Source organism: Rudaeicoccus suwonensis (assembly GCF_007829035.1).
Taxonomy (GTDB): domain Bacteria; phylum Actinomycetota; class Actinomycetes; order Actinomycetales; family Dermatophilaceae; genus Rudaeicoccus; species Rudaeicoccus suwonensis.
This window is the reverse complement of sequence record NZ_VIVQ01000001.1, coordinates 1,107,620-1,126,979: the sequence shown is the minus strand read 5'-3', so window position 1 is coordinate 1,126,979 and position 19,360 is coordinate 1,107,620. Positions and strand designations below refer to the sequence as shown.

17 protein-coding genes are annotated in these 19,360 nt (G+C 68.1%); all 17 read right to left on the bottom strand.

Going from position 1 to position 19,360, the window contains the following annotated elements:
• Positions 1-3: 3 nt before the first annotated feature.
• The 17 genes from ispG to BKA23_RS05070 all read right to left on the bottom strand — a co-directional run bounded on the left by ispG (position 4) and on the right by BKA23_RS05070 (position 19,219).
• Positions 4-1,164: a flavodoxin-dependent (E)-4-hydroxy-3-methylbut-2-enyl-diphosphate synthase gene (ispG, locus tag BKA23_RS05145; RefSeq protein WP_145226097.1), complete on the bottom strand. Its 1,161-nt coding sequence runs from the start codon at positions 1,162-1,164 to the stop codon at positions 4-6.
• Positions 1,165-1,253: 89 nt separating this feature from the next.
• Entirely contained in the window at positions 1,254-2,582 is a 1,329-nt protein-coding gene (locus BKA23_RS05140; protein ID WP_170226378.1) for a M50 family metallopeptidase, read from the bottom strand.
• Positions 2,583-2,618: 36 nt separating this feature from the next.
• Positions 2,619-3,824 carry a 1-deoxy-D-xylulose-5-phosphate reductoisomerase gene (gene dxr, locus BKA23_RS05135; RefSeq protein ID WP_246104462.1) on the bottom strand — a complete coding sequence of 402 codons (1,206 nt, stop codon included), beginning with the start codon at positions 3,822-3,824 and terminating at the stop codon, positions 2,619-2,621.
• Positions 3,825-3,877: 53 nt separating this feature from the next.
• Positions 3,878-4,582, bottom strand: coding sequence for a hypothetical protein (locus BKA23_RS17950; protein WP_246104461.1), 705 nt, complete (start codon positions 4,580-4,582; stop codon positions 3,878-3,880).
• Positions 4,579-5,481 carry a hypothetical protein gene (locus tag BKA23_RS05130; protein WP_145226093.1) on the bottom strand — a complete coding sequence of 301 codons (903 nt, stop codon included), beginning with the start codon at positions 5,479-5,481 and terminating at the stop codon, positions 4,579-4,581. The genes BKA23_RS17950 and BKA23_RS05130 overlap by 4 nt, the downstream gene beginning before the upstream one ends.
• Positions 5,478-5,765: a hypothetical protein gene (locus BKA23_RS05125; protein ID WP_145226091.1), complete on the bottom strand. Its 288-nt coding sequence runs from the start codon at positions 5,763-5,765 to the stop codon at positions 5,478-5,480. Before BKA23_RS05125 ends, BKA23_RS05130 begins: the two co-directional genes overlap by 4 nt.
• 141 nt (positions 5,766-5,906) lie before the next feature.
• Complete coding sequence (locus tag BKA23_RS05120; RefSeq protein ID WP_145226089.1) at positions 5,907-7,364, bottom strand: NAD-dependent succinate-semialdehyde dehydrogenase; 1,458 nt, start codon at positions 7,362-7,364, stop codon at positions 5,907-5,909.
• A gap of 61 nt (positions 7,365-7,425) precedes the next feature.
• Entirely contained in the window at positions 7,426-9,531 is a 2,106-nt protein-coding gene (locus tag BKA23_RS05115) for an alpha-galactosidase (RefSeq protein ID WP_211841595.1), read from the bottom strand.
• Positions 9,532-9,571: 40 nt separating this feature from the next.
• Positions 9,572-11,626, bottom strand: a complete 2,055-nt coding sequence (locus BKA23_RS05110) for a M3 family metallopeptidase (RefSeq protein ID WP_246104460.1) — start codon at positions 11,624-11,626, stop codon at positions 9,572-9,574.
• Positions 11,627-11,795: 169 nt separating this feature from the next.
• Complete coding sequence (mutM, locus tag BKA23_RS05105) at positions 11,796-12,656, bottom strand: bifunctional DNA-formamidopyrimidine glycosylase/DNA-(apurinic or apyrimidinic site) lyase (protein WP_145226085.1); 861 nt, start codon at positions 12,654-12,656, stop codon at positions 11,796-11,798.
• Complete coding sequence (gene rnc, locus BKA23_RS05100; protein WP_145226083.1) at positions 12,649-13,395, bottom strand: ribonuclease III; 747 nt, start codon at positions 13,393-13,395, stop codon at positions 12,649-12,651. Before rnc ends, mutM begins: the two co-directional genes overlap by 8 nt.
• A gap of 17 nt (positions 13,396-13,412) precedes the next feature.
• Entirely contained in the window at positions 13,413-13,607 is a 195-nt protein-coding gene (gene rpmF / locus BKA23_RS05095; RefSeq protein ID WP_145226081.1) for a 50S ribosomal protein L32, read from the bottom strand.
• Position 13,608: 1 nt separating this feature from the next.
• Positions 13,609-14,190: a YceD family protein gene (locus BKA23_RS05090; RefSeq protein WP_145226079.1), complete on the bottom strand. Its 582-nt coding sequence runs from the start codon at positions 14,188-14,190 to the stop codon at positions 13,609-13,611.
• Between the two features lie 159 nt (positions 14,191-14,349).
• Positions 14,350-14,841, bottom strand: coding sequence for a pantetheine-phosphate adenylyltransferase (gene coaD, locus BKA23_RS05085; RefSeq protein WP_145226077.1), 492 nt, complete (start codon positions 14,839-14,841; stop codon positions 14,350-14,352).
• A 23-nt stretch (positions 14,842-14,864) separates the two neighbouring features.
• Positions 14,865-15,440, bottom strand: coding sequence for a 16S rRNA (guanine(966)-N(2))-methyltransferase RsmD (gene rsmD / locus BKA23_RS05080; protein ID WP_145226074.1), 576 nt, complete (start codon positions 15,438-15,440; stop codon positions 14,865-14,867).
• Positions 15,437-17,683 (bottom strand): ATP-dependent DNA helicase RecG, encoded by a 2,247-nt coding sequence (locus tag BKA23_RS05075; RefSeq protein WP_145226072.1) that lies wholly within the window; start codon positions 17,681-17,683, stop codon positions 15,437-15,439. Before BKA23_RS05075 ends, rsmD begins: the two co-directional genes overlap by 4 nt.
• Positions 17,684-19,219: a DAK2 domain-containing protein gene (locus tag BKA23_RS05070; RefSeq protein WP_145226070.1), complete on the bottom strand. Its 1,536-nt coding sequence runs from the start codon at positions 19,217-19,219 to the stop codon at positions 17,684-17,686.
• Between the last annotated feature and the right edge of the window lie 141 nt (positions 19,220-19,360).

The window sequence follows — 19,360 nt, the reverse complement described above, 5'->3', positions numbered from 1 at the left end:
CGGTCAGCCGACGGTGACGCTCGGCGAGCCCGCTGACTCCTCGTCGATCGGTTCGCCCATCTCCTCGGCGATGCGCATGGCTTCCTCGATCAGCGTCTCGACGATCTTGGCCTCCGGCACGGTCTTGATGACCTCGCCCTTGACGAAGATCTGGCCCTTGCCGTTGCCGGAGGCGACGCCGAGATCTGCCTCGCGCGCCTCGCCCGGACCGTTGACGACACAGCCCATGACGGCGACGCGCAGCGGCACCGTCATGCCCTCCAGCCCGGCCGTCACCTGGTCGGCCAGGGTGTAGACGTCGACCTGCGCGCGGCCGCACGACGGGCACGACACGATGTCGAGTTTGCGGGGCTTGAGGTTGAGGCTCTGCAGGATCTGGTTGCCGACCTTGATCTCCTCGACCGGCGGCGCCGACAGGGAGACGCGGATCGTGTCGCCGATGCCCTTGGACAGCAGCGCGCCGAAGGCGGTCGCGGACTTGATGGTGCCCTGGAAGGCCGGCCCCGCCTCGGTCACACCGAGGTGCAGCGGCCAGTCGCCGCGCTCGGCGAGCAACTCGTAGGCGCGCACCATGACCACCGGGTCGTTGTGCTTGACCGAGATCTTGAAGTCGTGGAAGTCGTGCTCCTCGAACAGACTGGCCTCCCAGACGGCGGACTCCACGAGCGCCTCCGGGGTCGGCTTGCCGTATTTGGCGAGCAGCCGCTTGTCCAGCGAGCCGGCGTTGACACCGATGCGGATCGAGACGCCGGCGTCCTTGGCAGCTGCCGCGATCTGCTTGACCTGGTCGTCGAACTGCCGGATGTTGCCGGGGTTGACGCGCACGGCGGCGCAACCGGCGTCGATGGCCGCGAAGACGTACTTCGGCTGGAAGTGAATGTCGGCGATGACCGGGATCTGCGACTTCTGCGCGATCGCCGGGAGGGCGTCGGCGTCGTCCTGGCTCGGGCAGGCGACCCGCACGATGTCGCACCCGGAGGCGGTCAGCTCAGCGATCTGCTGCAGGGTCGCGTTGATGTCGGTGGTCGGTGTCGTGCACATCGACTGCACCGAGATCGGGGCGTCGCCGCCGACCTCGACCTTGCCGACCTTGATCTTGCGGGACTTGCGGCGAGGCGCCAGCACCGGGGCCGGGGCGCTCGGCATACCGAGGGAGACAGTCACATCCTCCAGTATGACGCCCGGCGCATCGTCCGCCGAAACACACCTGCGACTGGCGACGGTCTGACCTGCGAGCAGGACTCCGGCCGGGATCAGCCGACCTTGACCGGTTTGACGATGTCGGCGTAGGCCAACAGCACAAACATCGCCAGCAACACGATCGACACCCCGTAAGCCAGCGGCAATGCCTTGGCCACGTCGGCGTAGACGGGACCTTTGACACCACGCGCGCGAGCGATCGGGCGCTTGACCGCCTCCCACAGCGCGCCGGCGATGTGGCCCCCGTCCAGCGGCAGCAGCGGCACCAGGTTGAACACGAACAGCGCCATGTTGAGCGAGGCGATGATGCTCAGCAGCATCAGCACCTTGTTTTGCACGGCAGTGTGAGCCTCGGTGGTGTCGCCCGCGATGCGGCCGACGCCCACGACAGACACCGGTGACGAACTCGAACGGGCAGCACTGCCGAAGGCGGCGTTCCAGATCCCCACCATCTTCTGCGGGATCTGGACGAAGACCGAGGCCGTGTCTTTCAGCGCGGACCCGACGAAGCCGGGCGCGTAGCTCAGCGATTGGCGTTCGTAGACCGTCTTCGACGACAACGACACCCCGATGACGCCGACATCGGCATACTCCTGCTGGCCCTTGGAGTTCAGCACAGGATCACCGTTGCTGTCGGTCCTGACCATCTTCTGCAACTGCGGCGTGAGCGACAGCGTGACGTCGCGCCCATCACGCCGGACGACGACCGGAATCGCCTGGTTGGGATGCGACTGCACGATCGAGACCAGGTCGTTGGTGCTGGAGATCTTTGTGCCGTCGACGGACACGAACTGGTCACCGGCCTTGAGCCCGGCCCTCGCAGCCGCCGACTCACCCGAGGCAGCGCACGTGGCGACGGTCTTGCCGCTGGCGTCGGCAGTGCACGGCAGCACCGCGGACACACCCGCTCCCTTGTATGCCGGCAGACCGATGCCACACGCGATGATCACCAGCAGGACGGTCGCGATGACGAGGTTCATGAACGGGCCGCCGAACATCACGACGACCTTCTTCCAGGTCGGCAGCTTGTAGAACACCCTGTCGCGATCGCCGTCGGGGATCTCCTCGTACGTCGCCTCACGCAGCGACTCGGTCATCTGGCGCCAGCGACCGGTGGACGACGCCCGCACCATGCCCTCGTCGTCACCGGGCTGCGGCGGAAACATCCCGATCATCCGGATGTACCCACCCAGCGGGATCGCCTTGACGCCGTACTCGGTCTCACCGCGTCGACGCGACCAGATCGTCGGCCCGAAACCGATCATGTACTGCGTCACCTTGACGCCGAACAACTTTGCCGGGGTCAGGTGACCGATCTCGTGCAGGGCGATCGACACCGCGACGCCGAACAGGAGGATGAGAACACCGAGGACGAACAACACGCTTTCTAGCGTCTCACGCTGGACTGTCAGCCCAGCTCAGCGTTCGCCCAGAATCTGCTGCGCGCGACCACGCGCCCATGACTCCGCCTCGAGCACCTGCTCGACGGTGAGCGCTCCCCCGGCCGCGTCGTGTTCGTCGGCGACGCGGCTGACGGTGTCGACGATGTCCAGGAACCCGATGCGGCCGTCGTGAAAGGCCTCGACGGCCTCCTCGTTGGCGGCGTTGTAGACCGCAGGATGGGTGGAACCCGCCATACCGACCTGACGGGCGAGACGGACCGCAGGAAAAGCGTCGTCGTCCAGCGGCTCGAAACGCCAGTCCGACGCCGTGGTCCAGTCGATCGGAGTTTCGGCATCGGGCACCCGGTGCGGCCAGCCGAGGCCGAGCGCGATCGGCACCAGCATGGTCGGCAGACCGATCTGGGCGACCACCGCGCCGTCGACGAACTCCACCATCGAGTGGATGAACTGCTGCGGGTGCACCACCACGTCGATCCGCTCGAAAGGCACGTCGAACAACAGATGCGCCTCGATGACCTCCAGGCCCTTGTTGACCAGGGTGGCGGAGTTGGTCGTGATGACCTTGCCCATGGCGAAGTTCGGATGGGCGAGCGCCTGGTCGGGGGTGACCTGCCGCAAGTCGTCTCGGGAGCGACCGCGGAAGGGGCCGCCGCTGGCCGTGACCACCAGTCGCCTGACTTCGGTGTCGCGCCCTGCCGTCAATGACTGCGCGATCGCCGAGTGCTCACTGTCGACCGGCACGATCTGGCCGGGCGCGGCGGCGGCCTTGACGATCGGGCCGCCGACGATGAGCGACTCCTTGTTCGCCAGGGCGAGTGTCGATCCCGCCGTGAGCGCGGCCAGTGTGGGCCGCAGACCGATCGAGCCGGTGATGCCGTTGAGCACGACGTCCGCGCCGCAGGCGGCGACGATGCACGAGGCGTCGTCGCCGATCTCGATCTGCGGGCGGTATGCCGCAGAACCCGCCTCGCGCGCGGCATCGGAGATGAGCTCACGCAGGTGCGTCGCATCACCACGGGCGACACCGATGAGCGGCACTTGCAGGGCCACCGCCTGCTGTGCCACCAGCCGCAGGTCACTACCACCGGCGCTGAGCGCCACCACCCGGAACCGGTCCGGGTTGGCCTGCACCAGGGTGATCGCCTGCGTGCCGATCGAGCCGGTCGAGCCGAGCAACGCGACGGTGCGCGGCGAGGATGAACTGGATGCGGAGGCGGTCACCTGCTCATTGTGACGGTCAGGACCGAGCCGCGGCTCGCCGCGTCGGCGGATGGTCAGGCGTCGAGCAGATGCGCGATGTGCTCGGCCACCTGCGTCACGCGGACAGGTTCCAACTGCACCGGGACTGACCTCCCCACACGCGTCCGACTCATCCAGCTTCCACGGGTGCCGAGGACGAAACCGATGAGTTCGCCTGGTGGACAGCTGGTTTCGCGAGACGATCGCCATACGGTCGCGTCGATCTGGGCCACCACCTCACCCCACGGATCCTGCGCGTCGGCCAGATCCCCCGCTGCTGCTGCCACGCCGACCGCGATCGTGCCGCCCTGCCCGTCGACGGCCCCTTCCGATGCGAGCCATGCGTTCAGGGACGCTGTGAGGTCGTCGGCGCGCAGCACGCTGAAGTCGTGGACACCCTGCTCGTCGACGTCTTCGACAACCATCGTGTCGGTGCCGAGATGGTGATATCGCACGATCTGCCCGCCACGGGTCACCTTGCTGACGAACACGATGGTCGTCGCCGACTCCCGCACCTGCAGCATCGACACGACCTCCTCGGGCAGCACGAGCCCGGCTCCGTCGGTGGACGTCTGCAGACCGTGAGCGCGCAGCGCCCGGAAGGCCACGTCGACCGCGGTGCGCTGCTCGCCGGCGTCGAGGCCGTCCAGGTAGGGCGTCGCCACCGCCGGGTGGGCGGCATTCATCAGCAACAGTTCTTCGTCGGTGAGTCGGACCAGCGGCGCCAGTGGCGCGGTCACGGCGTGATCCCCAGGTCGAGTCGGTCATCGATCACTCGCCGGACCGGGCCGGTGCGCATTCGCGGCCACGGCCGGGTGACCACCGAACGCACCGGGCCACACCGCATCCGGTGGCCAGGCAACGGTCCGTCCGGTGGCCGCGGCAGCGCCTGCGCCTGCGTGAACCGGGACAGTGCGGTGGCGGCAAGGCTCGTGCCGGCAGCAGGCTGACTCCGTTCCGGGCCACGCACGATCGCGCGAGCGACTCCGGTCGCCTCATCCGGCAACGACGCGCGCCACCGACTCCACGCAGCCTGCCTCGCATCCTGCCCAGCGCCCATCCGAATCGAGCCGGCCACCAGCCCTGCCAGAGCCACACAGTCGGTGACCTCACTCGCCTGTCGCAAGAGTCCGGGCGGTATCACGTTGCTCAGCTCCACGGCCAACCGTGTTTGAGCCTGCGAGAGCTCGCCATCGAGCAGGGCGCTCTCACGGTCCAGCCGAGCGGTCCGGTCGGCGCCGTCGGCAAGCTGTCGGTCGATGGCGGCGACCGCAACGACATCTCCGAGCGCGGTCGCCACCTGACGCCGACCGTGCAGTATGACGGCGCTGTCGCGCAGGTCGTCCCGCTCACGGTGGATCCGTTCGGCGCGCCCGGCCAGATCGACGACGACGCCGTGGAATCGGTGCACGCCCGCTGTCAGCGCGTCCAGCGCTCCTGCCATCGCCTCCACGACCGCAACGTGCGAGTCCGCTGCTCGGCCGAACTGCGCGGCGGCCGCACCGGACCAGCCGGCCTGCGCAAGATCCCTCGCGCCGGCGACACGCTGCCCGCCCGCGCGCAATTCGTGCGCCACCGCCTCCACCGCGCGGATCTGCGCTGCGATCTGGTCGGGATCAACCGCCGACACCAAGCTCACGGCATACCTGTCGCTGCGGCGATGTGCGCCTCGGTGGCGTCGTAGGCCGCGCCGGCGAGCGCGATGCCGCGCCCGAGAACGGCCTGTTGCGCTTCCACCGCCACCAGCAGCGAGCGCACTGCGTCACCCAGTTCGTGGGCCGCCTCGGAGTGGGCACCTTGGCCCAGCGCCGCCGCGATGCTGCGCAGCGCTGCCTCGCACCGCAGGTCCAGCCCGTCCAAGGACCCCTCGAACACCCGCGCCGCGTCGCCGAGCCGATGCGGATCTACTGCCGTGGTCGCCATGTCGGTGCTCCCTTCCGCGCACTCTGCCGAGCAGGGTAGGAAGCACCGGCATACGTGCGCAGAAGTTGTCCACAACGTCGAAGGCGACGCGACCTCCACCGGGTGGGTAGGGTCGCGCCGCCTTCGACGAGCTGGGTTGGCCTACAGAGCCAGACCGACGTACTTCGTCTCGAGGTATTCCTCGATGCCCTCGAAGCCGCCCTCGCGCCCGAAGCCGCTGGCTTTCACCCCGCCGAAGGGCGCGGCCGGGTTGGACACGATGCCCTGGTTGACGCCGACCATGCCGTATTCGAGCGCCTCACTCATCCGGATCGTGCGCGAGACGTCGCGGGTGAAGAAGTAGGCGACCAGACCGAATTCGGTGTCGTTGGCGCGGCGAATGACGTCCGCTTCGTCGGTGAACGTCTGGATCCCGGCGACCGGGCCGAAGATCTCCTCGCGCGCCATCTGCGCGTCACCGGGCACACCGGTCAGCACGGTGGGTGCGAAGAAGTAGCCGTCGCCCTCGATACGGGTACCGCCGGTGACGACCTCGGCGCCGCGAGCTGTCGCGTCGGTCACCATGTCGGTGACCTTGTCGACGGCCTTGCGGTTGATCAGTGGACCGACGGTGACGCCGTCGTCCATGCCGTTGCCCACCGTGGTCTCGGTCATCTTGGCAGCGAACTTGCGACCGAATTCGGCTGCGACATCCTCGTGGACGAAGAACCGGTTCGCGGCGGTGCACGCCTCACCGATGTTGCGCATCTTGGCCAGCATCGCGCCCTCGACGGCCTTGTCGATGTCGGCGTCCTCGAAGACGATGAACGGCGCGTTGCCGCCGAGTTCCATCGACAGGCGCAACAGTTGGTCGGCCGACTGCTCGACCAGTTTGCGGCCGACCGGTGTCGATCCGGTGAAGGTGAGTTTGCGGGTGCGGGAGTCGCGGATCAGCGGCTCCATGACCTCGCCGCTGTGGCTGGTCGTGACGATGTTGAGCACACCGTCCGGCAGTCCGACCTCTTGCAGCACCTGCGCGAGGTACAGCATCGTCAGCGGCGTCTCCGCTGCCGGCTTGACGACCATCGTGCAGCCGGCCGCGATGGCGGGGCCGATCTTGCGGGTGCCCATCGCCAGCGGGAAGTTCCAGGGCGTGATCATCAGGGTCGGGCCCACCGGCTGCTTCATCGTCATCAGCCGGGTCGCGCCGTTGGGTGCCGTCGACCAACGGCCGGAGATACGCACGGCCTCCTCAGCGAACCAGCGGAAGAACTCCGAACCGTAGACGACCTCACCGCGCGCTTCCGCCAGCGGCTTGCCCATCTCCAGGGTCATCAGCTCGGCAAACTCATCGGTGCGTTCGACGATGAGTTCGTATGCCGACCGCAGCAATTCGCTGCGGTCACGTGGCGCCGAACGCGCCCATTCGGCCTGCGCATCCGCGGCTGCGGTCAATGCCGCAGCACCGTCGGCGACGGTGGCATCGGCCACCCGTGCCAGGACACCACCGGTCGCCGGATTGTCCACCTCGAGTGTTGTGCCGTCCGCGGAATCACGCCAGGTCCCACCGATGAGGAGCTGCTTGTTGACCTTGTCAACGATCGAAGTCTGGTTCGCCATGAAGGCAGCGTCTCACCCGATGCGTCGATCGTGTGAGCGGGTCCACATTTCTTATGTCGAATCAGGCTCGCAGCCGCAGCAGGGTGATGGTCTCCGGGCGCCTACGCGGCAGCCACACACCCACCTGGCTCAGTGCCGCACCGGTTGCCTGGGCGTCCGCGAACGGCCCACCCTCCGGCAAGCCGACAGTGTGCGAGACGGGCTTCAGATCGACTGGCCCCAGCCACTCACCGCGGTAGGTAAGCTCGTCCTGCAATCGTGGAATCCGAAGCGTGACACCGCGATTCGAGGCTGCCTCGTCGAGTTGGACGACGGCGATGATGGCGTCGCGGCCGTCCGCGCCGACGACACCGTGCGCAATGACTGTGGGTTCGGCGCAGTCCAGACGCACCGCAGTGCCGCTCTGCAGCAGCTCGCGGTGCTCGCGATAGATCGCGCACCAGGATGCCAACCGGTCAAGATCTTCCTCGCTCGCCAGGGTGAGATCCCACTCGATACCGAAGGAACCGAACAGCGCTGTCGCTGCCCGGAAATCGAGGCTGAGGGTACGCCCGGTCTGGTGCGAGGTGGGCGAGGAGATGTGCGCGCCGAGGTACTCCGGTGCGATCAACTGACCGGCCCAGCGCTGAATCTGCTGTCGGGACAGTGCATCTGTCATGTCGGAGGTCCAGAAGCGCTGCACGTGTTCGACGGTGCCCAGATCGATGCGGCCACCGCCACTGGCGCACGACTCCCAGGCGATGCCGGAGTGCCGCTGGCGAAGGGCGTCCAACAACGCGAGGTATGCCGCAGCCTGGCGATGGGCCACAGGTGCTCCGTCACGTGCGGGTGACCCGGCTTCGAGCAGCTCGCGGTTGTGGTCCCACTTCACGTAGTCCACGTCATACGTCTGCAGGACCGCGTCGATCGAGTCGTGAATGTGTTGCCATGCCTGCGGATTCGACAGGTCGGCGACGAACTGGTTGCGCTTGAGCACAGGCAGCCGGCCCTTGGCCGACAGCACCCAGTCCGGGTGTGCCCGGAAGTAGTCTGAATCCGGGTTGACCATCTCGGGCTCAAACCACAGACCGAATTGCATGCCCAGCGCGTGCACGTGATCGATCAGCGGTGTCAGCCCCTGCGGCCAGACGTCCGGGTCGACCCACCAGTCCCCGAGGCCCGCAGTGGCATCGCGCCGGGCGTGGAACCACCCGTCATCCAGCACGAAGCGTTCGACACCGACACGCGCCGCGCGGTTCGCGAGCTCCTTCAGTCGCGGTAGGTCGTGGTCGAAGTAGACGGCCTCCCACACGTTGAGCGTGACCGGCTGGATGCCTGGGTGCGCCGGCAGTGAGCGCTGCCAGCGGTGCAGAGCAGCCGCGGCGCCGTCGAGACCGTCGTCGGCCGCGACCACGAAAACCCATGGTGTCTCATAACTTTCGCCCTGCTTCAGCACGATCTCGCCAGGCAGAAGCAGCTCTCCGCCGCTGATCCTCGCAGCCTCGGCGGCGCTGCGCGCGACCGACATGGTGCCGTTGCCGACCGCTCCCACCGCGAGCGCGATCACGTCACCGTGACCGAATCCGAAGCCGGCGGTGCCCGCGACGATCATCGACGGCGAGTCCAACCCGGCGCGACCCGTGCGGGATTCGCGCAGCCACACGCCGTCGGCCAACGGGTGCCGCTGCGGAGACCGCTCGCGCTCGTGACGACCGGTGAAATCGAGCAGCTCCACGTGATCGTCCGGCAGCGGCAGGCTCACCTCCAGGGCATCCAGCACGTATGCCGCAGCACCCTCGTTGGTGAGGCGGTGCCGGATCCGCAGCGCTCCTCCGGTCAGCGCCTCGACCGTCGTCTCGACCGCGAGGCCGGCCAGGTCGTCACGAGCGCTGATCCGCAGAACGGCATCGTCATACGTGACGTCGGTGGTTTCGAACTTCGTGCTCCACGAGCCGCCGGCACCATCGGCGCCGGAGAGCCGGTGTCCTGACAGACCGGGTCGTAGAAAGGTCGGCGCCGAATGCTCTTGCAGCAGAGCACATCCCGGACGCAGTGCGGCCAATGCGGCCGCGGAGTCGTCGAGTCCGACGGCGTTGACGGCTCGCACCACCGGCAGCTTCGAGCGGTCGGAGTCGTCGAGCAGCAGCGTGGTGCCGCAGCTGCCGTCGTGGCGGGTGGGGAACTGCATCGTCATCTCCTTGTTGACAGACCGCACGGCGCGGGATCGATCACTCGGCGAGCCAGCGGGCGTAGGCGTCGAAGGTGTAGCTACGCCCCAGGAAGTCCGCGACGAGATCCGCGGCATCCTTGCGCCCGCCCTGCACCAGCACGCAGTCGCGATAGCGCTCCGCCACGGCCGGCGCGAACAGGTCGGCGTCGTCAAAGGCGCTGAACATGTCCTTGGCGATCACGAGCGACCACATGTAGGTGTAGTAGCCGGAGCTGTAACCGTCCAAATGCCCGAAGGCGCAATGGAAATGGGTGTCCTCGACATACGGGAAGACCGAGTAGCGCCCCTGCAGCTCGCGCACGACATCGGTCAGGTCGTCGTGTGATTCGAGGTGGATCTGCAGTGACAGCGCGGCATAGAACATCTGGGTCCGCGCCTGAAATCCCTTGCCGAAGTCGTCCGCCCGACGCATCCGCTCGACCAGATCCGCGGGAATCGTCTCGCCGTCCGCATTGATCGCGAAGGTCGCCAACACATCGGCGTCCCAGGCCCATTCCTCCAGCATCTGGCTGGGCGCCTCGACGAAATCCCACTCGGTGGCGACCCCCGAGAAGCGCACCCACTCCTGGTCACCGCCCAGCACATGGTGGATCAGGTGGCCGAACTCGTGGAACAACGTCACCACGTCCGAATGCTCCATGAGACCGCGGCTGAAGTTGCAGACCAGCACGCCTTCGGGCAACTGGCGGCCGCGCACGCCGGAGCGCAGATCGAACTGCGCGGCGTGCTTGTACTTGCCCTCGCGCGGATGCAGGTCGAGGTAGATGCGGCCGATGACGACGTCGTCCCGAAGCACGTCGTATGCCGCAACGTCCTCATGCCAGGTGACAACATGGGCGGCGCGGAAGCGGAGCCCGAACAGCCGGCCGGTGACATCCAGCAGTCCCTGCCGCACCTTGGTGAAGTCGAAGTACGTGCGCACGAGCTGCGCGTCGACCGAGTAGTCCTCCTTGCGCACCAGCTCGGAGTAGTAGCTCAGGTCGGGTGAGTCGATGTCGGTCGCGTCGGGCACGTCGCGCCGCAACCGGTCGAGCAGCACCTGCTTGTCGCGCAGCGCACTGTCGGTCGCCGCGTCACAGATCTTGTCGATGAATTCGCCGATGGCAGAGGCGGATCCGATCATCTTGACCTCGGCGTCGTAGTCGGCCCAACTGTCGTAGCCGAGCAACTTGGCGTGTTCCGCGCGCAACGCCAGCAGCCGCTGCAGCACTGCGTCGTTCGCCGGCCACGCGACGTTGAGTCGTTCGCGGGTGAGCACCCGCCGGGTGCCGTGGTCGCTGCAGAAGGTCACCAGCGGGATCGAGTCCGGGTAGTCGGTGGTCACGGTCACGAGGCCGTCCGCATCGGCAGGGTGAGCGTCGAGCCAGTCCTGCGGCATACCGGCCAGGGCGTCCGGGGTGACGTGGATGCTGCGCACGCCCTCGCGGATGTTCTTGTTGTGCTCCTGGGATGCCTTCAGTTCCGCCTCAGCCAACTCGGCGAGCCGGGCGCGGGTCACGTCGTCACGATCGACTCCGCTGCGGCGGAAGTCGCGCAGTGTGCGCTCCAACAAGCGCTGAGCATCGGCGTCCAGCGCGCTCGCGTCAACCGCGCTGATGATCTCGAAAAGCTTTGCGTCCATGCCGAGTTCGGTGCCGAAGGCGTCCAGCGGCTGCATCGCCGCGTCGGCTGCATCCCGCACCTGCGCAGCCGGATCGACCGAGGAGTACAACCCGGCGATGGCGGCAGCGTTGCCGAGCAGCACCTGGATGTCGTTCCACGCCCGCAGCACCGCCAACGGCTCGGTCGGCGGATCGGCGCGCAACGCATCCGCGAGCCCGCGGGCCTGGGTCAGATAACCGCCGCAGGTCTCCTCCACCCACGTCAGTGTTTCGTCGGCTGCGGGCAGGGTCTGTGCTTTGAGGTCGGTCACGACCACCAAACCTAATGCAGCGGTCAGCTGCGAGTGCGGCTGATCCTCGGGTCGACGACCAGCCGCACGGTTCAAGAGTCGGCCCATGTCGAAGGCGTCGGAGCACTCCGCCACGAGCAGCGCATGGGTAACTGCGGCCACACGCGCATCAGGGCGCCGGATGAGATGACGATCAGTGACACGCCTGGCGGCGATACTCGTCAGTAATCGTCATCCGAGCCAACCGCCCGCAGGCCCACGCTGCGGTCATCGCGGCCAGGGCGGGTGTTCGCCTGCTCCATCCTGAGGCTGCCTGAATTGACTGTCGGGCCTACCGACGCGGTCGCGGCTGGCAGTGCGGGCAACTGTGTGAGGAGCGATTCATGAAGGCTTCCCGCACCATGAGCGTGCCGCACCGGCGGCACGGCCGACCCTGCTGGCCATAGGCGTTCAGCGACCGGTCGAAGTAGCCACTCGCACCATTGACGTTCACATAGAGCGCATCGAAACTCGTGCCGCCTTGCCCGAGCGCTTCACGCATCACCTCGGCCGCATGGTCGAGCGTCTCGGCGATGATCCGCGCGGTCAGCCGGTCGGTGAATCGCTCGCCGTGCACCGGCGTCCGCCACAACGCCTCGTCGGCGTAGATGTTGCCGATCCCCGAGACCAGCGACTGGTCGAGCAGCGCCCGTTTGAGCGCTGTATGCCGCTTGCGCATCGCGCGCACCACCGCCGGTTGATCGAAGGCGTCCTCCAACGGATCGGGCGCGATATGGGTGATCACCGCCGGCACCATGCTGTCTCCGAAGCGATCGGCCACCAGTTCCACCAGTTGCAGACCGCCGAAGGTGCGCTGATCCACGAATCGCAGCTGCATCTCGCCGGGAAGTTCGAAGATCGCATGGGCGTGCTTTTCCCTTGGCAGTTCGGCGGATTCGACGAGCAGTTGCCCGCTCATGCCGAGATGTATGACGAGCGCCTCGTCACCGTCCAGCACCAGCCACAGGTATTTGCCACGGCGCCCCGCGGCGAGCACCTCCCGCTGCGCGAGGCGTGCGGCCAGGTCGGCGGGACCGGACTCGTGGCGGCGGGCGACCCGCTCGCCATACAACTCGACGGCCCCGAACCGGCGACCGACGACATGGGCGGCGACGCCTCTGCGGACGACCTCGACTTCGGGAAGCTCAGGCACCGGCTGCATCGGCGCGCGACTTGAGTGCGCGCCAGGCGACCTCCGCGGCCTGCTGCTCGGCGGCCTTCTTGTTGCGGCCGCTGCCGGAGCCGAGCTCCTGCTCGCCCACGATCACGCGGGCCGAGAAGCTCTTGTCGTGATCGGGCCCGGACTCCTCGATCTGATAGCTGGGCACACCCAGCGCCATCGTCGACGTGAGCTCCTGCAGCGAGGTCTTCCAGTCGAGGCCGGCGCCGAGCTCAGCGGCGGCGGCGATGACCGGGTCCATCACGTTGTGGATCAGCGCTGTCGCCGCGGGGATGCCGCCGCACAGGTAGACCGTGCCGATGACGGCTTCCATCGTGTCGGCCAGGATGGAGTCCTTGCCACGACCACCGGTCGTGGTCTCGCCCCGACCGAGCATGACGAAGCTGCCGAGGTCGAGTTCTCGCGCGACACCGGCGAGGGCGCGAGAGTTGACGATGGCAGCCCGGAACTTGGCCAGTTGACCCTCGGCGAGGTCCGGGTGCTGGTGGTAGAGGTGGTCGGTGACAACCACACCCAGCACCGAGTCACCCAGGAACTCCTGGCGCTCGTTGTGCGGGATGCCACCGTTCTCGTAGGCGTAGGAACGGTGCGTCAGGGCACGCGAAAGCAGCGACTCGTCGATGACCGTCCCGGACTGCTGCTGCAGGATCTGGGCAAGATCGGCGACGGGTCGCTGCTCGGCGTCACGACGCGAACGTCGGGAGGAGCTCACGTCCGGCGGTGGGCTGCTCAGCCCTGGTGCTCGGTGCGCTCCGCCGCGCTGTAGTGGCGGTCCTTGTAGGTGCCGCAGGACGGGCACGCCAGGTGCGACTGCTTCGGCGCGTCACACGCCGGGCAGGTGGCCAGCGCAACAGGCGTGGCCTTCCAGTTCGCACGGCGCGAGCGCGTGTTGGAGCGCGACGTCTTCCGCTTCGGGACAGCCACGTCAGTTCCTTCTCTCGTCGGTATCGGTGTCATCGGTGCTCGCCATACCGGCCAGCGCCGACCACCGGGGGTCGATCACTTCATGGTGGTGCGACGGGTCGTCTGCCAGGCGGGCTCCGCATTCGGAGCACAACCCGGGGCAGTCCACCCGACACACCGGCTGGAACGGCAGGGTGGGCACCACTGCGTCCCGCAGCACGGGCTCAAGATCGGCGAGGTCGCCGTCCAGCTCGTGCACGTCTTCTTCGTCCTCACTCGCCACCTCGTGGTGGTGAGCTGCCCGATCGGCGTAGGCGAACAGTTCCTGAAAATCCACGTCGAAGGGTTCTTCGACGGGTTCCAGGCACCGCACGCAGGCACCGGTCGCCGTAGCCCGAACCGAGCCCGAGATCAGCACCCCTTCCATCACCGACTCCAGTCGCAGGTCGAGCCACAGGGGCCGGCCCTGCGGCACTGCGATCACATCGGTGCCGAAATCCTGGGGTGCTGCAGCTTCGAGTTCCCGTTCCAACATCAAACCGGGTCGCCGACCGAGTTCCCTGGTGTCCAGGACTAACGGGCGGCGAGGATCAGTGTTCATCATGGTGTGGGTTCTACGAAGGTACGGCTCGGACCAGTCAGAAGCGACAAGACCGAGGACCAAGGTTACCGGGTGGGTGCCCACTCCCCCAAACCGAGCCGCTTCGCCCGTCGATGCCACCCGTCCGCAGCACGCGCGAGCCGCGCGCGTCGCGAGGGTGACTCAGCTGCGCACCCGCTCCAGCAGTGGCTGCAGCACCGGCGGCGGCACCATCTCGGCGACGTCGGCGCCATGCCCGGCGATCAACCGGATCAGTGAACTCGAGTAGTGCCCGAAGCGCGGATCCCCCGGCAGCATGAGCGTCTCGATGTCGGCCATCTGCCGGTTCATCAGCGCCATCGGCCACTCGTAGCCGATGTCGGTGGCATCGCGGATCCCCTTGACCAGCACTGCGGCACCGACCTCGCGGCACACGTCGACGATGAGCCGGTCGCCATACGCCTGTGCGCGCACATTGGGCAGCTGGCTGCAGGACCGTTCGATGAGGTCGACCCGTTCGGCGGGAGTGAACGTCCCTTGTTTGGCGGGATTGTGCAGCACCGCGACCACGACCTCGTCATACAGCCGGCTCGCCCGGGTGATGACGTCGAGGTGACCGTTGGTGATGGGGTCGTACGAACCGGGGCAGACGCACCGGCGGGGATCGCCGCTCATGACCGAACTGTATGACGGAGCGCTCACGCGATCTCGCCGTCCGGCACGAATTCGGCGAACCAGCAGGTCGTCTCGCCATACCTGCGCGGGCCGATGAGTTCGACGTCTGCCGGCCAGACGGGCTCCGGTGATCGGGTGGAGCGTTCGACGACCAGCACCGCGTCGGGCGCCAGGGACGAGGTGTCGACCAGTGATTGCAGCACCGCCGCAACCGTCTCGTCGGTGACATCGTATGGCGGGTCGGCGAACACCAGGTCCAGCGCCGGCCGCAGGGGTGCCGCGACGACGCGCTCGACGGTCTCGGCGCGCACCTGCACGCCTGGCAACTCCAGCGCAGTGGCGTTGCGCGCGATGACTCCCGCCGCCCGCCGGTCGGACTCGACCAGCAGCACCGAGTCCGCACCGCGGGAGGCCGCCTCGAGACCGAGCGCTCCGGATCCGGCATACAGGTCGATGACGTGCGCCCCGGCGAGCACGTCGAGGTGTTCGAGTCGGCCGAAGACCGCCTCACGCACGCGGTCGGACGTCGGTCGGGTGCCGCTGCCGGGCGGGGTCGCGAGTCGGCGGCCACCGGCCACTCCGGCGATGATGCGCGTCATCCGCGTTCCAGGAAGGCGGCCTGCTGCTCGTCCACCCGCGCCGCGACGAGGCGGGCCAGGGCCGGGTGATCGCGCAACTGTGGATCATCGGTGACGATGGCGGTCGCGTCGGCGCGCGCCTCTTCGATGAGTTGCACATCGGCCTTGTTGGTCAGGCGCAGCAGCCTCAACCCGGATCGGAAGCCGCTCTGCGAAGCACCGAGCACGTCCCCCTCCCGTCGCAGACTCAGGTCGAGGTCGGCGAGCTCGAAACCGTTCGTCGACGAAGCGACCGCCTCCAGCCGGGCCAGGGAGTCGGCGTTGTCGGTCTCGCTCACCAGCAGACACAAGCTCGCCGCGTCACCACGCCCGATGCGCCCGCGCAGCTGGTGCAACTGCGAGATGCCGAATCGGTCGGCATCCATCACCACCATGACGGTCGCGTTGGGCACGTCGACACCCACCTCGATCACCGTCGTCGAGACGAGTATGTCGATGTCGCCCCGGCCGAAGGACTGCATCGTGGCTTCTTTGTCCTCGGCAGGCATCCGCCCGTGCAGCATCGCGATGCGCAACCCGGCAAGCGCCGGCTCGGCCGACATACGCTCCAGTTGCTGGTAGACGCCGAGGAGTTCACGCGGCTGCTCCGCGCCGGCTTCGGCGTCCGCGGTGTCGACGGAGGCGGCCCCGGTTTCGTCTTCAGTCGCTCGACCGTTATAGACCTCCGCGAGCAGGTCGTCGTCCTCGCCCGCATCCGCCCCGGCATCGGACGGGTCACCGATACGAGGGCACACGACATACGCCTGGTGGCCGGCTCGCACCTCTTCGGCGACCCGCGCCCAGGTGCGCGCCATCCAGTCGGGGCGAGCACCTGGGACGACATGGGTGGTGATCGGCCGGCGCCCGCGCGGCAGTTCGGTGAGGGCCGAGGTGTCCATGTCGCCGAAGACCGTCATGGCGATGGTCCGCGGGATCGGCGTCGCCGTCATGACCAGCACGTGTGGCGGCCGAATTGCCTTGGCACGCAACGCATCCCGCTGCTCGACACCGAAACGGTGCTGTTCGTCGATCACGACCAGACCGAGATCGGCGAACATCACCTGCTCCTGGATCAGCGCGTGCGTGCCGATGACGATGCCCACCGGGCCGGTGGCGATGTCGAGAAGCACCTTCTCGCGCTGGCGGCGGGTCATCGAGCCGGTGAGCAGCGCGACCTGGGTTGCATGCTCGGCACCGCCCAGCATCCCGGCATCGGCCAGGTCGCCCAGCATCGCCCGGATGGAGCGGTAGTGCTGTTGGGCGAGCACCTCGGTCGGCGCGAGCAGCGCGGTCTGCGCGCCGGCATCGATCGCCGCGAGCATCGCGCGGACCGCCACGATCGTCTTGCCCGACCCGACCTCGCCCTGCAGCAGCCGGTGCATCGGTCGCGCCCTGGCCATGTCTGCGGCGATCTGCTGCCCCACCAGGCGTTGACCCTCCGTCAGTTCGAAGGGCAACTGCCGGTCGAAGGCTGCCAGCAGACGGCCCTCCATCGTGGTGCGCGGAGTCGCCTCAAGTGCGTCGGCCTCGGCCCGCCGCTGAGCCAGGACCGTGCCGACGACGAGAGCTTCGTCATACCGCAGCCGCCTTTTGCCGCGGCCCCAGTCGGTCGCGTCGCCCGGCAGATGGATCAACCGGTATGCCGTCGCCAGGTCCACCAGCCGGTGGGCGGCACGGATGCCGGCGGGCACGGGGTCGGGCAACTCGACCTGGTCGAGCACCAGGCGCAGCGACTGCGTCAGCTGCATGTCACTGACGCCCTTGATCTCGAGGTAGTGCGGGATGAGTCCGCCACGGTAGATCGGATCGGTGTCGCCCTCGATGATCGTGTATTCCGGATGCGCCAGCTGCCAGGAGTTCTTGTACCTCTGCAGCTTGCCGCGAAAAACACCACGGTTGCCCGGCAGCAGGCGCTCCTCATGGCCCCAGGCGCTGAAGAACACCAGTGTCGCGTGCTGTCCGTCGTCGTCCTCGATCACCGCGGTCAGCATCCGTCCGCGTCGTTGCCGCATCGGCCTGGTCTGCGCCGAGACGACGGTCGCGACCAGGACCGCCTGTTCCTCCGGCGCGAAATCGGCGAGTAAACCGCTCTTGCTCGCGTCGAGATAGCGCCGCGGCAGGAACTCCAGCAGGTCGCCGACCGTGCGCAGGCCGCGCTGTTTGTCGAGCTTGGTCGCCGGCGCTCCCAGCACGGTCTTGAGCGAGGTGTCCCACGTGACCGGCATCTATTCGACCCCGATCGTCAGGGTCGGTTCACCCGCGCCGCCCACCACGGTCTGCACTTCGAGGTGCGGGTATGCCGTACGGACCTGCGCCGCGAGGTCGTCGGCCCACGAGACGTGCTCGCCGGCCACGAGAGTGACCAACTCGCGACGCGGCACGGACTCGTCGATGAACGCCCGCGCCTGCCGCATCACCACATCATCGCTGTCACCACCGACGATCTCCCGCCACACAACGGTGTCGGCGGCATCCTGCACCGCCGTCAGCTGCGTCTCGAACGGCTGCTCGTGGTCGAGCACGGCGAGTGCGGCGATCATCTCGACGCTGCTGGAGGCGACCGGCCGCAACCGGGTCCGGTATGCCGATCCCGTCGCCCAGCGCTCGACTTCCTGCCGGATCTGCGCACCCGCGCACAGCACGATCGTGTCGACGTCGTGTCCGGCGAAGGCCTCGTGCAGCACTTCCTGCGTCGCGCTGCGCAGCACCTCGGCGCCCGCGGCCTGAGCGACCTCGGCGACGCCGTCGCTGCGCACGATCGCGACCACCCGTGCGCCTCGGGCGCGGGCGCGGTCTTCGTCGGCGAACCGGCTGATCACGAAGCGGTGCGGCCGGCCCGCGTCCACCGCGTGGTTGACCGCGGCCGCGACGTCGTCGACATGCACGTGCACCGACCACAGGTGCGGGCCTCCGGCAACGACGAGGGAGTCCCCCAGCGCGTCGAGACGCTGCTTGAGCGAACGCACCCGGGCGTCGTCGGAGTCGGCGATCAGAAACATCACCTCGTATGCCGGGCCTGCGTCATACGACTCTGAAGCGCACACGTCCGGCGGCACACCGGATGGGCCGACCGCCGCGGAGTCGAGGCTGATCCGCAACCACTCCGGCGCCGACCCGGGCGACATCGCCAGGCCACCGTCGCCGCGCACCACGCGTTGCAGCGCCTCGATGACCAGCAGGTAGCCGGCTCCGCCGGCGTCGACGACCCCTGCCCGGCGCAGCACCTCGTGTTCGGTGCGGGTGCGGATCAATGCCTCGCCGGCACCGGCGACGGCGGCGTCGACGACGCCTGCGAGTTCGGCTCCCGCCGCGTCGGCCGCGACCGCAGCCGATGCCGCTGCGGAGGCGACACTGAGCACGGTGCCGCCCTCCGGACGGCTCACACCGTCGCGGGCAAGACGCGCTGCGCGCGACAGGATCGCCGCCACGTGGTGTCCGTCGAGGGTGTCGTCGTCGACCTCCCTGAGTACGTCGGCGATGCCGCGCGTCAGCTGGCTGAGGATCACCCCGGAATTGCCACGCGCAGACGTCAGTGTCGCCTCCGACATCGTCGCCGCCGCGTGCTGTATGTCGGAGGGCGCCTCGTCGCCCAACTGCGCCAAAGCCCCGTCGACGGTCATCAGCAGATTGGTGCCGGTGTCGCCGTCCGGCACAGGAAAGACGTTGAGATGATTGAGTGCATCGGCATACGCGGCGAGGTCGGCGCGGGCCGTGATGACCCACCGCCGCAGCGCCACGAGATCAAGGTGCGCGAGCGGCATACGTTCTCGGCTCGCTTTCCGGACGGGGCACAGGTGGTCACCGGGAGCGTAGCCGTTTTGGTGCCCGCGCCCGGCCTCGGCTACGCTTGGGCGGTTCCCGATGGCGCGCTGCGCGCGGGACGCCCGGAACCGGGCACCGAT